Raw genomic sequence first — 14261 nt, 5'->3', positions numbered from 1 at the left:
AGACGGCTCGCAAACGCAGTCAGTGAAAAGGCGCATCCGCGCTTTTGTGATAAAGTCCGTGCATTCGCCGCCGCGAGCGGCAGAGAGCTTAGTGAGGCCAACATCATGATGGGATTAGCCGGCAAAAAAATTCTTCTTGGCGTGAGCGGCGGTATTGCTGCTTATAAAGCACCTGAGCTGGTGCGCCGCCTGCGCGATCGCGGTGCTGATGTCCGCGTGATGATGACAGAGGGTGCGAAAGCATTTATTACTCCGCTCAGCCTGCAGGCTGTCTCCGGCTATCCGGTATTTGACGATCTGCTTGATCCGGCAGCGGAGGCGGCGATGGGTCATATTGAACTGGCAAAATGGGCCGACCTTATTGTGCTGGCACCGGCCACTGCTGACCTGATTGCCCGTATTACTGCCGGTATGGCAAACGATCTGGTGACGACCGCCGTGTTAGCGACGGCCTCACCCGTGGCAGTGGTGCCCGCTATGAATCAGCAGATGTATCGTGCGGCGGTGACCCAGCATAACCTGCAGAGCCTGCAGGCGCGTGGCGTGCTGATTTGGGGACCGGACAGCGGCAGCCAGGCCTGCGGCGATGTCGGGCCGGGCCGGATGCTCGACCCGCTGGTGATTGTTGACCATGCGGTGCAGTGGGCCACGCCCGTCAACGATCTGCAACATCTCAACATTATGATTACCGCCGGCCCTACCCGTGAGGCGCTGGACCCGGTGCGCTACATCACTAACCACAGCTCCGGCAAAATGGGCTTTGCTATTGCCGACGCCGCCGCCAGACGCGGTGCACAGGTCACGCTGGTCAGCGGCCCGGTCAACCTGTCTGCGCCAGCGGGTGTGCGGCGAATTGATGTGACCAGCGCGCTGGAGATGCAGGCCGCCGTCATGAGTGAGATAGATAAACAACATATTTTCATTGCAAGCGCAGCCGTGGCAGACTACCGGGCAGCCGATATTGCGGCCGATAAAATCAAGAAACAGGGCGGCGATGATAACGTCACGCTGAACCTGGTAAAGAATCCCGATATTGTTGCCGGCGTCGCTGCACTTCAGGAAAACCGGCCGTTCGTCGTTGGATTTGCTGCTGAAACACAGAATGTGGAAGAATACGCCCGGCAAAAACGGGTGCGCAAGAATCTGGATCTGATCTGCGCTAACGACGTCGCTAAAGCCGGACAGGGGTTTAATAGCGACACCAATGCTCTTCACCTTTTTTGGCAGGATGGAGAAAAACGCTTACCGCTCAGCGATAAGTCTCTCCTTGGCCAACAATTAATAGACGAGATTGTCAGCCGTTATGATGAAAAAAATAGACGTTAAAATCCTGGATCCGCGCGTCGGCAAAGAGTTTCCACTGCCGACCTACGCGACTTCAGGTTCCGCTGGGTTAGATTTACGCGCCTGCATTGATGATGTTCTCGACATCGCACCAGGCACCACAACGCTGGTTCCGACCGGCCTGGCGATTCATATTGCCGACCCCGATCTGGCCGCTGTGATCCTGCCGCGCTCAGGCCTTGGCCATAAACATGGCATCGTGCTGGGCAACCTGGTGGGTCTGATTGACTCCGACTATCAGGGACAGCTGATGGTCTCGGTCTGGAATCGCGGCCAGGAAAGCTTCTCGCTGCAACCCGGCGATCGCATGGCACAACTGGTCTTTGTACCGGTGGTGCAGGCGGAATTTAACCTGGTCGAAGATTTCGACGCCAGCCTGCGCGGCGAAGGCGGCTTCGGCCACTCCGGTCGCCAGTAACCCGCATTACCGACTTTCACTTACGCCCGTTATTTTTTCCTCATCGCCACAGGACGCGTTCCTGTGGCAGATGCGTAGGTGTTGCCTGTTTTTAGGTGAATTTCAGGGGTCTTTAAGGTCATGGCAGAAAAAAAAGTCGCGAAGCGGAATCGTCGCGAAGAGATTTTGCAGGCGCTGGCGCAGATGCTGGAGTCGGGTGATGGCAGCCAGCGCATTACCACAGCCAAACTGGCAGCCACGGTGGGCGTTTCCGAAGCGGCGCTGTATCGTCACTTCCCGAGTAAGACACGAATGTTCGATAGCCTGATTGAGTTTATCGAAGACAGTCTGATTACCCGCATCAATCTGATCCTCAAGGATGAAAAAGAGACCATGACGCGTCTGCGTCTGATCGTGCAACTGATTCTGGGATTTGGTGAGCGTAATCCGGGACTGACGCGCATTCTGACCGGCCATGCATTGATGTTTGAGCAGGACCGACTGCAGGGACGCATCAATCAGCTGTTTGAGCGGATTGAAGTGCAGCTGCGACAGGTGATGCGGGAACGGAAAATGCGCGAGGGCGAAGCCTTTCAGGCTGATGAGGCGCTGCTGGCAAGTCAGTTGCTGGCTTTCTGTGAGGGTTTACTGTCACGGTATGTTCGTTCTGAATTTCGTTTCAGTCCTACCGCAGACTTTGAGGCTCGCTGGCCGCTGATTGCCGCCCAGCTGGCGTAAAGCGTAAAAGAAGGCGGGCATTGCGCCCGCCTCTGTTAAATCCCGTACGCTTTCTGATAGGCACGTACCTGGGCCAGATGATCAGCCATCTCAGGCTTCTCTTCCAGCCAGGCAATCAGATCTGCCAGCGTTATAATCGCGGTCACTTTGCAGCCGTAATCACGTTCCACTTCCTGAATCGCCGACATTTCTCCGCGTCCACGCTCCTGACGATCAAGCGAGACCAGCACGCCTGCCAGAGTGGCGTTGTGCGCACCGATAATATCCATCGACTCACGAATCGCGGTGCCTGCGGTGATCACATCGTCCACCAGCATCACTTTGCCCTGCAGCGGACTGCCAACCAGCAGGCCACCTTCGCCGTGATCTTTCGCTTCTTTACGGTTAAAGCAGTAAGGCACATCGCGGTCATGATGATCCGCCAGCGCCACCGCCGTGGTGGTGGCAATCGGAATGCCTTTATAGGCCGGGCCGAACAGCAGATCAAAATCAACAGCGCCATCCACCAGCGCCTGCGCGTAGAAGCGTCCCAGCAGCGCTAAATCCCGTCCGCTGTTAAACAGACCAGCATTAAAGAAATAGGGGCTTTTACGCCCGGACTTCAAAGTGAACTCACCGAACTTCAGCACCTGCTTGTTCAGGGCAAATTCAATAAACTGACGCTGCCAGGCTTTCATTTCTCACTCCTCAAATAAAGAAAAGGCGACTCTGAGGTCGCCTGTTACATCAATTTTCCAGCGCTGCTTTCTGCGCCTGAATTAATTCCTCAATTCCGCCCCGAGCCAGCGCCAGTAGCGTCAGCAACTCTTCATGGCTGAACGGTTCGCCTTCGGCAGTGCCCTGCACCTCGATCATGCGGCCATCTTCCAGCATCACGACGTTCATGTCGGTTTCTGCGGCTGAGTCTTCAACATACTCCAGATCGCACAGCGCTTCGCCTTTGACGATGCCCACTGAAATCGCCGCGACCATGCCCTTCATCGGGTTCGCTTTCAGTTTGCCGCTGGCCACCAGCTTGTTCAGCGCATCAGCCAGCGCCACGCAGGCTCCGGTGATTGATGCGGTGCGAGTGCCGCCATCGGCCTGGATCACGTCACAGTCGAGCGTAATGGTAAATTCACCCAGCGCTTTAAGATCAACCGCGGCGCGCAGTGAACGGGCGATCAGACGCTGAATCTCCAGCGTACGGCCGCCCTGCTTGCCTTTTGCAGCTTCACGCGCCATACGGCTGTGCGTCGAACGCGGCAGCATGCCATATTCGGCCGTTACCCAACCCTGGCCCTGGCCTTTGAGGAAACGCGGAACCCCTTCGTCTACCGAGGCAGTGCAAAGCACTTTCGTTTCGCCGAATTCCACCAGAACGGAACCCTCTGCGTGTTTGGTGTAATTGCGGGTCAATGTGACTGGACGCACCTGTTGTGCGCTACGGCCTGCTGGACGCATGGGTATTCTCCGGCTTGCTAATGATTGGCTGCGCATTATACGGACTTCCTTGTCCGCTGTCTCTTACGCTGGTCTGACGCAGGCATCAGATGAAATTCCCCGCCAGCTGTGGCTAAATGCGCGTTCCTTTCTCTCTGATAAAAAAGACATATGGCCACCATTCTTCATTTCCTGCTGGCGCTGGTGGTGATCTTCGCCCTTGCGCTGCTGGTCAGTCATGACCGTAAACAGATTCGTCTGCGCTTTATTGTTCAACTGATTGTGGTGGAAGCCGCGCTGGGTTGGTTCTTCCTTCACTCTGCCGGGGGTCTGGCACTGGTCGGCTCGTTCGCCGGTTTCTTTGAGACGCTGCTGGGTTTTGCCGCACAAGGCACGGAGTTCGTGTTTGGCGGAATGAGTAAGCAGGGGCTGGCATTTATCTTCCTTGGCGTGCTCTGCCCGATTGTCTTTATTTCGGCACTGATCGGCATATTGCAGCACTGGCGCATCCTGCCGCTGCTGATCCGTATTTTCGGGACGCTGCTGTCGAAGATTAACGGCATGGGCAAACTGGAGTCGTTCAACGCCGTCAGCACGCTGATTCTTGGGCAGTCGGAAAACTTCATCGCTTATAAAGGGATTCTGGGTGATATCCCGCCGCGCCGGCTCTACACCATGGCAGCGACCGCGATGTCTACCGTTTCGCTGTCGATTGTCGGTGCTTATATGTCGATGATCGAACCGAAGTATGTGGTTGCGGCATTGCTGCTTAACATGTTCAGCACCTTTATTATCCTGTCGATCATCAACCCGATGAAAAGCCTGGATGAGCAGCCTATCGCGCTGGATAAACTGCATGAAGAGCAGAGCTTCTTTGAGATGCTGGGCGAATACATCCTGGCAGGCTTCAAAGTCGCGATGATTATTCTGGCCATGCTGATTGGCTTTATTGCGCTGATTGCTGCCGTCAACGCGCTGTTTGCGGCGGTGTTCGGCTACAGCTTCCAGCAACTGCTCGGCTACCTGTTCTATCCTCTGGCCTGGCTGATTGGCATTCCCAAAGCCGATGCCCTGCAGGCGGCCAGCATCATGGCAACCAAACTGGTGGCGAATGAGTTTGTGGCGATGATTGAACTGCAGAAAGTCGCGGCAGGCATGAGTGCGCGTGGACTGGGTATTCTGTCGGTGTTCCTGGTCTCGTTCGCTAACTTTGCCTCTATCGGCATTGTGGCAGGCGCAATAAAAGGCCTGAATGAGAAACAGGGAAATGTGGTTTCCCGTTTTGGCTGGAAGCTGGTCTATGGCTCCACGCTGGTCAGTCTGCTCTCCGCAGCCTTTGCTGGTCTGTTTATCTGATTATTCAACGGGCGGCAGTTCTGCCGCCCGCTTTCGCCTTAGAATCCGACGCAGACGGGTGCATCCACCCGCATAACCGACTCCTGACCAAACCGTTTTTTATAGAGGCTGCGTAACGCCTCAATATCAACGTTGGTGGCGGGGTCGATCCCGTGGATCAGCATCAACGCCTTACTGTTCTCCCGTGCCAGCTGACCGTTCTCGCCCAGCCATTGCCCTTTGGCATCATAGACCGACAGGCCCGCTTTAAACCGTGGCGTGACCTCATTATCCACGAAGTTCATCCAGTCGAGTGAACTCACCCTGCCGCCGTCAGGCTTGCTCAGTCCAAACCACAACGTGGTCTGCATCATCATGTCGCCACCCGCACAGATGGGTTGCGGTTTAGTGGGCGGCGAGTGGCGAGCCTGGCAACCTGCCAGCAGCAGAGCCATCACAACAGGAAGGGCAATAACGCGAGACATAGATCAGTCATCCTCACAAAGGGTCAATGGTCATCATAAGTGGCTGTCGCTGAAAGCGGAAATGGTTCGTTATTTTCCTGTGCGACGCTTATGCCTGTTATGCCGTGGCTCGCCTCGCTATACTTCACCCATCTTTCCGCAAATGAGTACCGCTTATGATCCGCAGTATGACCGCTTATGCCCGCAGCGAAGCCAAAGGCGAATGGGGCAGCGCCGCCTGGGAGCTGCGTTCCGTGAACCAGCGTTATCTGGAAACCTACATCCGCCTGCCGGAACAGTTTCGTGGGCTGGAGCCGGTTATCCGCGAGCGCATTCGCCAGCGTCTGACGCGCGGTAAAATTGAGTGCAACCTCCGTTATGATGCCGATCCCAGCGCGCAGGGCGAACTGATGCTCAACGAAACGCTGGCGAAACAGCTGGTGCAGGCTGCCAACTGGGTAAAAATGCAGAGCGACGAAGGCGCGATTAATCCGCTGGATATTCTGCGCTGGCCGGGTGTGATGTCTGCGCAGGAACAGGATCTGGATGCCATCAACACCCAGTTGTTGCAGGCACTGGATGGTGCGCTTGATGACTTTATTGCGGCACGTGAAAGCGAAGGTACCGCCCTGAAAGCGATGATTGAGCAGCGTCTGGAAGGCGTCTCGCAGGAAGTCAGCAAAGTGCGCGCGCAGATGCCTGAAGTAATCAAATGGCAGCGTGAGCGGCTGGTCGCCAAACTGGAAGATGCTGAAGTCCAGCTGGAAAATAATCGCCTTGAACAGGAACTGGTGATGATGGCGCAGCGTGTTGACGTTTCTGAAGAGCTGGATCGTCTGGATGCGCACGTTAAAGAGACTTACAACATCCTGAAAAAGAAAGAAGCAGTTGGCCGCCGTCTCGACTTTATGATGCAGGAGTTCAATCGTGAGTCGAACACGCTGGCTTCGAAGTCGATCAACGCTGAAATCACCACGTCAGCTATTGAACTGAAGGTGCTGATTGAGCAGATGCGCGAGCAGATTCAGAATATCGAGTAATTTCCACTCAACAAAGCGCTCGCAGTAGCGCTTTGTTCCCCTGTCAGGCGCTGTCAGCACTTAAAGAGTTAGCTCCTTCCGTCAATTGATCGCTTTTTCAGCGCGGCCAGCATCAGAATCAGGTAAAGATAAATAAATAATCATTTCCAGACTGTTCCTGAAACGGCCTCACTTACAATTAAAGCTGCTTTCAGACTTAGATTAAACAGTTGAAAAATAATGATTTTATATGATTAATGTACTTTTATAGCCGGTATTAACTCCTCTCCATGAAACAGGTCAATCCTGTAGATGCCGGAGTTTCCCTTTCTTTGAAGGCACTTTTTGATAAAATGTTGGTCGAAATCAGTACAGCTGTACCGCCTTAAGACTCATGGAAGTGCTCTTTGTGCGATGCATCCCTCTATCCCATGAAGGTTGTTAATGAAAAACACCGGAAAATTTAGCAGTTCGCTGCTGCATCCGCGTTATTGGTTTACCTGGTTTGGCCTTGGCGTACTCTGGCTGCTGGTCCAGCTCCCCTATCCTGTTCTTATGCGTCTCGGTGCCGGTGCCGGCAAAATCTCTCGCCATTTCCTGCAGCGCCGCGAGCGTATTACCCGTCGTAACATCGAACTCTGCTTTCCGGGCATCAGCGAAGAAAAAACAGAACATATGATTGCCGGCAATTTTGCGTCGCTCGGGATGGCGCTGGCTGAAACCGGTGTTGCCTGGTTCTGGTCTGACCGTGCGGTAAGACGTCTGTTTAAAGTGTCGGGAATGGAAAACCTGCATGCCGCGCAGAAAGAAAAGCGAGGCGTGATGCTGATTGGTGTGCATTTCATGTCACTGGAGCTGGGCGGCCGCATCAGCGGACTCTGTCAGCCAATGATGGCGATGTATCGCCCACACAATAACCAGGCGATGGAGTATGTGCAGACCAAAGGGCGGATGCGCTCAAATAAAGCGATGATCGACCGTCGTGATCTACGCGGTATGGTTAATGCCCTGAAACAGGGTGAATCGGTCTGGTTTGCGCCTGACCAGGATTACGGCCCTAAAGGCAGCACCTTTGCGCCGCTGTTTGCGGTGGAAAAAGCCGCCACGACTAACGGGACTTTTGTTTTGTCGCGTCTGGCGAAGCCAGCGATGGTGCCGATTATGCTGATTCGTAATCCAGGAAATGATGGCTACCATTTGATCATCGAACCGATGCTGGAAAATTATCCTCATACGGACGAGGCTGCTGCTGCAGCTTATATGAACAAAGTGATCGAAAATCAGATCCTTCGCGCACCCGAACAGTACCTTTGGCTGCATCGTCGCTTCAAAACCCGGCCACCGGGTGAAAAGTCGCTCTACGTCTGAGTTAACTGATAAAGCAGGCCTCGTGCCTGCTTTGTTGTTTTAATCTGCTGAACGACATCTGCTTTACGTCCACTCTCTCATTCTCGTTTGCTATGCTCTTATACTGCCTCTGCCGTTATAGCTACCTCTACAGTTTCTGCTGTTCAGCACACCTGTCTGCGTCCGGCAGGCTGGTATCAAAGAGATAATTAAGGAATGATGAATCCTCTTACCTCGTCAATGCCGGACAATCTTATGGATATCAACGATACACAGCAGTGGCAGCGTCCGCTGATTGATGATCGCCTTACGCCCTATATTGAAGTGGATGCAGAGCGCCTGGAGCAGAACCTGCAGCATATGCAGCGCAAAGCCAGTGCGGCAGGCGTCGCGTTGCGACCCCATATCAAAACGCATAAAAGCGTCTGGATTGCGCAGCGTCAGATCGCGTCCGGTGCACAGGGTGTGACCGTCTCTAAGCCCAGCGAAGGCATCAGCTTTATTCAGGGCGGTGTTCGTGATCTGCTATTAGCCTACCCGATTGTGCAACCGCAAAGCGTGGCTGAATTGCTGCGCCACGCTGTGCTTCATCAGGCAAAGCTCACCCTGATTGCGGACAGACTGCAGGGCGTGGCGGCTATTGCTGATGCCTGCCAGCAGCAACCGGAATGCGACCTGGCGGTAGCGATTAAGGTTGATGTTGGATTACATCGGATAGGTGTCAATCCTGATACAGATGAAGCGGTGCTGATTGCTCAGGCGCTGCAGGACAAAGGGTTACGCTTTGCCGGATTAGTATCACATGCCGGCCACGCTTATGGTGCCGGGAATGCCACGGCCATTGCGGATGTCGCCCGGCAGGAAACGGCATTGATGCAGCGAGTACAGGCAAAACTGCAGGCGGCTGGTTTTACCGACTGCCCTCTCTCTGTAGGTTCAACGCCTACGGCGCTGGCAGCAGAGGTTGCACCCTGCATTCATGAAATCCGGCCCGGAAACTATGCACTACTGGACCTTACCGCCTGCCGTCTCGGATTAAGTCACGTCGATCAGCTGGCAATGAGCGTCATTACCCGTGTCGTGGCGGTGAACGATCATTTCGCGATTGTGGATGCCGGGTCAAAAATGCTGAGTTCGGATAAAGGGCCACACGGCACCAATGCCAGCGGCTTTGGTGTGGCAGCCGACGAAGCGGGTCAGACTTATGAAGTGACAAAATTATCTGAGGAGCACGGTTTTCTGCTTTATCAGGATCGCCGCCCTGAAGTCGGCACGCTGCTGCGTATTTTCCCTAATCACAGTTGTGCCGTGATGGCGCAGTCGGACGGCTTTGTTCTGCGGCACGCTAACGGCCATAGCGAAGATCATGTGGTTTCTGCGCGCGGCAATTTCATCTGAGTCAGTGGCAGACAGCATCATCCGTTGTCTGCCATTTGTACGAAACCCTTTCAACACCACACTTCTGCTGTTACAACGTTTTAACAAGCCTGACCCCATGCTTTAATGCCTTTTTAGCTTATTCACCGGAGGTTACATGCTCTCCTCTCGCACTCTGAGCCTGACGATTCCACGTCACTGGTTAGATCTTTATGAAACCATCTGGAAGCCAGAGTTTTTCCCAAAGTGGGCTTCCGGGCTGACGCACAGTGCGTTAGAACCCGATGGCAATCGCTGGCGTGCTAAAGGCCCCCTGGGCAATGTGAAGATCCGGTTCTCGCCACATAATCCGTTTGGGGTAATGGATCACTGGATTGATAGCGGCTCGGGAAAGGAGATCTACGTACCGATGCGCGTGATAGCAAACGAACAGGGCGCCGAGGTGATGGTAACGGTTTATCGCCAGCCATTTACTTCAGATGAGAAATTTAAGCAGGATATTGAATGGGTTAGCAACGATCTTGAGAAACTCAACCAGCTTCTTACACAATAAATCAATGACTTAGCGCGCCTTTTTCTCTGCATTTATCACTGGCCGTTAATGAAAAAAAATAGAAAAACTTTCGACGATAAATCATAAAGCGCTTATCTGATTACTCATCATCCTTACGCATTTATCACCAACCCTGCTTAAGCATCGCTGTCAGGAAAAATCCTGGCAAAATCCTCTGAAAGGCAGGCGCCCCCCTCTGATTTCGGGCCTCCTTGTTTGCCGCACAAACAATTTCTGACTGACCCATACATTAATCATTAACAATCGTTTATTAGCAATCTGCTGGGGATTTAATATTTATCATGCATAAAGTGAAACCATTTATTTCTGCGGTCGCGTAATCAGACTTTTCTTATGGTGTTAAATTAAATAAAACAATGTATAAATCATTCCACACACAGCAATACCCATAATGATAAAGCAGGAAAAAAGTCATGGACCGCTCAACGTATCCTTTGTTATCAGAAAAAGAATGCGTTGAGATTGCCGCAAGGATGCTGGCAGGAGAATATAAAACTACAACAGGATTTATTCGTGATCTGGCGGAATTCTTATTCGCTGAAGGGAATTCCGCCATGACACGAAACAGCGATTTTACCAGGGATATCTTTTTTATCCAGGCATCATTTGATTGAATCCATAATAACATGGCAAGCCTGTAAAGCGTTTTCAGGACTTCGGCCGGAAAAATTGCACTAACTAACGGTGTTACAGCAACCTCTCCTTGCCGTTACACAACTATTTAATTCTCACAGAGTCGATGGACTCTAACGAGTATATTATGGCAATACGTGAAAGCAGTCTGAATGGCGCAAAATGGTCTCTGCTCTCTTCAATCAAAATTATTGGCATCGGCGTATTACAACTCTCGTTGCTGGCGCAGATTCTGCAGGCGAATGAGCTCAATCTGCTGGCGATCGCCGTGATAGCTTTACTGGCTATCGATACTCTGGCCGATCGGGGCTTCTCAAATACGCTGATCCGCCGCTCGATTCTCTCTATCAATGACCTCTCCACGATCTACTGGGGTAATATGTTGATGGGGGTCGCGGTGTTTGGTCTGTTATTTACTGGCAGCCATCTGCTGACCAGCCTTTTTGATCAGCCTGAACTGGCATTAATGCTGCAGATGGTCTCAGTGGTGTTTATTATCATCCCACAGGGTCAGCATTACCGTGCGATATTACAGCGCGAAAAACAATATACCCGTATCGCTTTTGCTGAAACCTCCTCGGTATTAGCCGGACTTGCCGTCACCTTATTTACCGTCTGGCTGACCCCTTCAGTATTGTGTGCGATCTGGGGTTACCTGGCGATGGCATCCATTCGTATGCTGATTTACTGCTACTACGGTCGTTCATGGTTCCAGCCGGAATACCGTTTTAGCCTGAATGCATTTTCTAAAATTCGTGCAAGAAACAAATAATAAAATAAGTCTGTATGGTGGGCTCTGAGCATCCGAAACGATGCGTTGGCGTGCTGTTAACCAGCACGCCTTTTCTTTTTATTTAGTCTGTCGCAATATTTACCTGATCGATTCTTTTCCCGCAGCATCCAGCCCTTTTTTATCTCCTGTATAAACTGGTTTTCGACCAGCGGCTATCTGGCGATCGTCGTCAGTTCACCGCCCGCCCTGAGTGGGAAAACCCCACGCCGGAACGCGCAAACCCTCTGTACGTTGTTTCCTCTCAACTTTTTCAATCACCTGCCGCAGTCCCTTCGCAAAAAAGTCTTTCTATGATGACGCCAGCGCTGGCTGGTATAAACTGCGCTCATCCCGGACGCCGATCGCCAGAAAATCTTCGGCGCCGTCTCTCAAGCAATGCCGTAGTCTTGCCGCCGTCTTACTGGAGTCTGCTATGTTACTGACCGTTCTCTACATTATTGGTATTACTGCTGAAGCCATGACGGGTGCGCTGGCGGCGGGGCGTCGCAAAATGGATCTGTTCGGTGTCATCATTATCGCGTCCGTGACCGCCATTGGTGGCGGTTCGGTGCGCGACATCCTGCTGGGTCACTATCCGCTGGGCTGGGTGAAACATCCCGAATACATCATGATTGTTGCAGCGGCGGCGGTAGTGACCACTTTCCTGGCACCCCTGATGACGCATCTGCGCAAAGTGTTTCTGGTGCTCGATGCGTTAGGACTGGTGGTCTTTTCTATTATCGGCGCGCAGGTTGCGCTCGATTCAGGACACGCCATGATTATTGCCGCGATAAGTGCGGTCATTACCGGCGTCTTTGGCGGCGTACTGCGTGACATGTTCTGTAATCGCATTCCGCTGGTGTTTCAGAAGGAACTCTACGCCGGTATCGCTTTCGCCTCTGGCTGGATGTATATCCTGCTGCTGAAAACCACACTGGCGCATGAAGCGGTGATTATCATTACCCTGCTGTTCGGATTCTTCGCCCGTTTACTGGCGCTGCGCTTCCGTCTTGGTTTGCCGATTTTCAACTATCCCCATCCCGAGCATTGAGGATGCGGGAATTCCCTGCTGTCTCAGAAAAGCGATCAGCGTCTGCAGGCGGGCATCATGGAACTGCGTAACCAGGCGCTTTGCCAGCGCCGCCCCGACACCCGGTAAAGCTTGCCAGTCCCTGACATCCCGCTGCGTTAAGCTCTCCCACTGCTGATCGGGCAGCGCATTGAGGGCCTTCCGCGGCAGTGAAACACCTAAGGCATCCACCCAGCGACGAAGCGGCTGCTGACGGGTGAGATTAAAACGGTGCCAGAGCTGACCCGCCCGCTCCCGAGAGAGGCCCGTTGCGGCGGCGATCTGTTCCGGTGTTAACGTCAGCCAGCCGAACAGGTGCGTCATACTGCCGGTTTCCAGTAAGTGCAGCCAGGTGCTGCGCTCAACGCCAGGAATATTCAGTACCGTTTTCTGACTGAGCCAGCGTAATTTTGCCAGTAGCTGCTTCTGGCATTCAGCGCTGAAGGTGTAACAACTCAGCGGCGTGTAGCGCGACGCGTCGGGAGGCTGAGGATAGTGCCGCTCTGCCACGCGCCAGATCACCCGCTCCAGCCGGGGAATGCCCTGGCCTGCCAGACTCAGTGTGATGACATCTCCCGCCACGATATCGCTCTCCTGCCAGCGACGCAGCGATCCAACATTGACCCGCCTGACCGTCTTATCATCCAGCTGTACCGGCTGCAGATTAAGTACCGCGGCTATCTTCCCGGTTCGGCCGACTGGAAAATCGACGGAGAGCACTTCAGCGCTGACTTCCGGAGGCTGATATTTCCAGGCAACGGCCCATGTTCCATCTCCAGGCAGCCAGTTTTTGCCCGCAGGTCGCAGGCTCTGATGAACGACGACACCGTCAGTGACAAAGGGCAGCTCAGCATGAAACCAGCGCTTCCGCCACGCTGCAACCTCCTCTTCGTCTTTAACGCTGTGGCTCCATTTTGCGGCAACGCCCAGTCCCCATCGGCTGAGTTGCTGAAGGCGTTCCCTCATCGTGGCGGGGCCATCTGGCCAGGCCCAGATAAAAATATCGAGCGAGTCCAGCAGAGGAACCCTCTGCTTGCTCATCATGGCGCCAGCGACCTGTGAGCGCGCATTCCTGCCGCCATCAACTGCCTGCTGATGACCGGTCATCGAGAGAAACAGCTCACCCTGCAGCACAACCTCTTCAAGTCCGGTCTCGATCTGCAGCGGAATCGCAGGGATCCAGGCGGCTTTAGCCAGCCACTCTTCACCGCGTAATCCATCACCACGACTCAACAGTGAAACCAGTCTGCCGTGGCGATAAACCAGGGAAACGGCAATGCCATCCACTTTCGGCTGCACCCAGAGATCGTGCCGCCCCTGCATCCAGTAAGCCAGGGCCAGCTTGTCGCGCATCTTTTTTACGCCCGTGTGGGCGACCGGATGCAGGTGCTCACCCTCACCCGGCAGTTGCGGTGCGTAAGCGGGCTGCGGAGGGTTAAAGCAGTGCTGCCAGTGATTCAGTCGCTGCTGCAGACTGTCATAATCTGCATCAGCCACCGGACTCTGCCCCTGACGATAGTAAGCATCATCCCAGTGCTGCAGCTGCTGTTGCAGACGACGGATCTCTTCTGTCGCCCGGGTGGGAGTCCAGACCGGACAAAGGGCGCTATGCGCAGGCCATAGGACGATCCACAGAGCAGCCGCAAACAGCGGCCAGCCGAATCCTTTCATGATCTCTCTCCTGACGTTTTGCAGCATTCAATACCGGTGCTTCAGCGTCAGCCAGAGGTGATGTTCAGCTATGGAAGGAATGCCGTCGCAATCAGGGAA

General features: G+C 53.7%; 15 protein-coding genes. 11 read left to right on the top strand and 4 right to left on the bottom strand.

All coding sequences use genetic code 11. The features are described 5' to 3' along the window. The first annotated feature begins 105 nt into the window (after window positions 1-105). The 3 genes from coaBC to slmA all read left to right on the top strand — a co-directional run bounded on the left by coaBC (window position 106) and on the right by slmA (window position 2479). The gene (gene coaBC, locus ACO6VX_RS20810; RefSeq protein WP_060681328.1) at window positions 106-1326 is read left to right on the top strand and encodes a bifunctional phosphopantothenoylcysteine decarboxylase/phosphopantothenate--cysteine ligase CoaBC; all 1221 of its coding nucleotides are present in this window, start codon (window positions 106-108) and stop codon (window positions 1324-1326) included. Next, window positions 1304-1762 carry a dUTP diphosphatase gene (gene dut, locus ACO6VX_RS20805; RefSeq protein WP_022624903.1) on the top strand — a complete coding sequence of 153 codons (459 nt, stop codon included), beginning with the start codon at window positions 1304-1306 and terminating at the stop codon, window positions 1760-1762. The genes coaBC and dut overlap by 23 nt, the downstream gene beginning before the upstream one ends. Window positions 1763-1882: 120 nt before the next feature. After that, window positions 1883-2479, top strand: a complete 597-nt coding sequence (gene slmA / locus ACO6VX_RS20800; protein ID WP_010258372.1) for a nucleoid occlusion factor SlmA — start codon at window positions 1883-1885, stop codon at window positions 2477-2479. A gap of 35 nt (window positions 2480-2514) precedes the next feature. On the opposite strand, the gene pyrE is transcribed toward slmA, so the two are convergent. Further along, a complete protein-coding gene (pyrE, locus tag ACO6VX_RS20795) occupies window positions 2515-3156 on the bottom strand; it encodes an orotate phosphoribosyltransferase (protein WP_031591887.1) in 642 nt (213 codons plus the stop codon). Between the two features lie 49 nt (window positions 3157-3205). Further along, window positions 3206-3922 (bottom strand): ribonuclease PH, encoded by a 717-nt coding sequence (gene rph / locus ACO6VX_RS20790; protein ID WP_010258378.1) that lies wholly within the window; start codon window positions 3920-3922, stop codon window positions 3206-3208. A 150-nt stretch (window positions 3923-4072) separates the two neighbouring features. Here rph and ACO6VX_RS20785 point away from each other — a divergent pair, with 150 nt between their 5' ends. Beyond that, the gene (locus ACO6VX_RS20785; protein ID WP_124889588.1) at window positions 4073-5257 is read left to right on the top strand and encodes a NupC/NupG family nucleoside CNT transporter; all 1185 of its coding nucleotides are present in this window, start codon (window positions 4073-4075) and stop codon (window positions 5255-5257) included. 38 nt (window positions 5258-5295) lie between these two features. On the opposite strand, the gene ACO6VX_RS20780 is transcribed toward ACO6VX_RS20785, so the two are convergent. After that, a complete protein-coding gene (locus ACO6VX_RS20780) occupies window positions 5296-5721 on the bottom strand; it encodes a DUF3574 domain-containing protein (protein ID WP_010672099.1) in 426 nt (141 codons plus the stop codon). Between the two features lie 155 nt (window positions 5722-5876). Between ACO6VX_RS20780 and ACO6VX_RS20775 the strand changes: the two genes are divergently transcribed. The 7 genes from ACO6VX_RS20775 to ACO6VX_RS20745 all read left to right on the top strand — a co-directional run bounded on the left by ACO6VX_RS20775 (window position 5877) and on the right by ACO6VX_RS20745 (window position 12473). Further along, window positions 5877-6740, top strand: a complete 864-nt coding sequence (locus tag ACO6VX_RS20775) for a YicC/YloC family endoribonuclease (protein ID WP_010258384.1) — start codon at window positions 5877-5879, stop codon at window positions 6738-6740. A gap of 423 nt (window positions 6741-7163) precedes the next feature. Continuing rightward, window positions 7164-8087, top strand: a complete 924-nt coding sequence (gene lpxP / locus ACO6VX_RS20770; RefSeq protein ID WP_010258386.1) for a kdo(2)-lipid IV(A) palmitoleoyltransferase — start codon at window positions 7164-7166, stop codon at window positions 8085-8087. Between the two features lie 234 nt (window positions 8088-8321). After that, window positions 8322-9464 (top strand): alanine racemase, encoded by a 1143-nt coding sequence (locus ACO6VX_RS20765; RefSeq protein WP_167423844.1) that lies wholly within the window; start codon window positions 8322-8324, stop codon window positions 9462-9464. A 136-nt stretch (window positions 9465-9600) separates the two neighbouring features. Continuing rightward, complete coding sequence (locus ACO6VX_RS20760; protein ID WP_422431896.1) at window positions 9601-9996, top strand: hypothetical protein; 396 nt, start codon at window positions 9601-9603, stop codon at window positions 9994-9996. A gap of 434 nt (window positions 9997-10430) precedes the next feature. Further along, window positions 10431-10631: a hypothetical protein gene (locus ACO6VX_RS20755; protein WP_010258393.1), complete on the top strand. Its 201-nt coding sequence runs from the start codon at window positions 10431-10433 to the stop codon at window positions 10629-10631. A 146-nt stretch (window positions 10632-10777) separates the two neighbouring features. Beyond that, window positions 10778-11422 (top strand): oligosaccharide flippase family protein, encoded by a 645-nt coding sequence (locus tag ACO6VX_RS20750; protein WP_010258395.1) that lies wholly within the window; start codon window positions 10778-10780, stop codon window positions 11420-11422. Between the two features lie 433 nt (window positions 11423-11855). Further along, window positions 11856-12473: a trimeric intracellular cation channel family protein gene (locus ACO6VX_RS20745; protein WP_010258398.1), complete on the top strand. Its 618-nt coding sequence runs from the start codon at window positions 11856-11858 to the stop codon at window positions 12471-12473. Here the strand turns inward: ACO6VX_RS20745 and ligB are convergent. After that, the gene (ligB, locus tag ACO6VX_RS20740; RefSeq protein ID WP_422458289.1) at window positions 12411-14162 is read right to left on the bottom strand and encodes an NAD-dependent DNA ligase LigB; all 1752 of its coding nucleotides are present in this window, start codon (window positions 14160-14162) and stop codon (window positions 12411-12413) included. The genes ACO6VX_RS20745 and ligB overlap by 63 nt on opposite strands. Between the last annotated feature and the right edge of the window lie 99 nt (window positions 14163-14261).

This window comes from Pantoea sp. BJFS-204, assembly GCF_049310725.1.
GTDB classification, from domain to species: Bacteria; Pseudomonadota; Gammaproteobacteria; order Enterobacterales; family Enterobacteriaceae; genus Pantoea; species Pantoea agglomerans.
The sequence above is the reverse complement of the archived record's forward strand: the minus strand, read 5'-3'. Positions and strand labels throughout refer to the sequence as shown.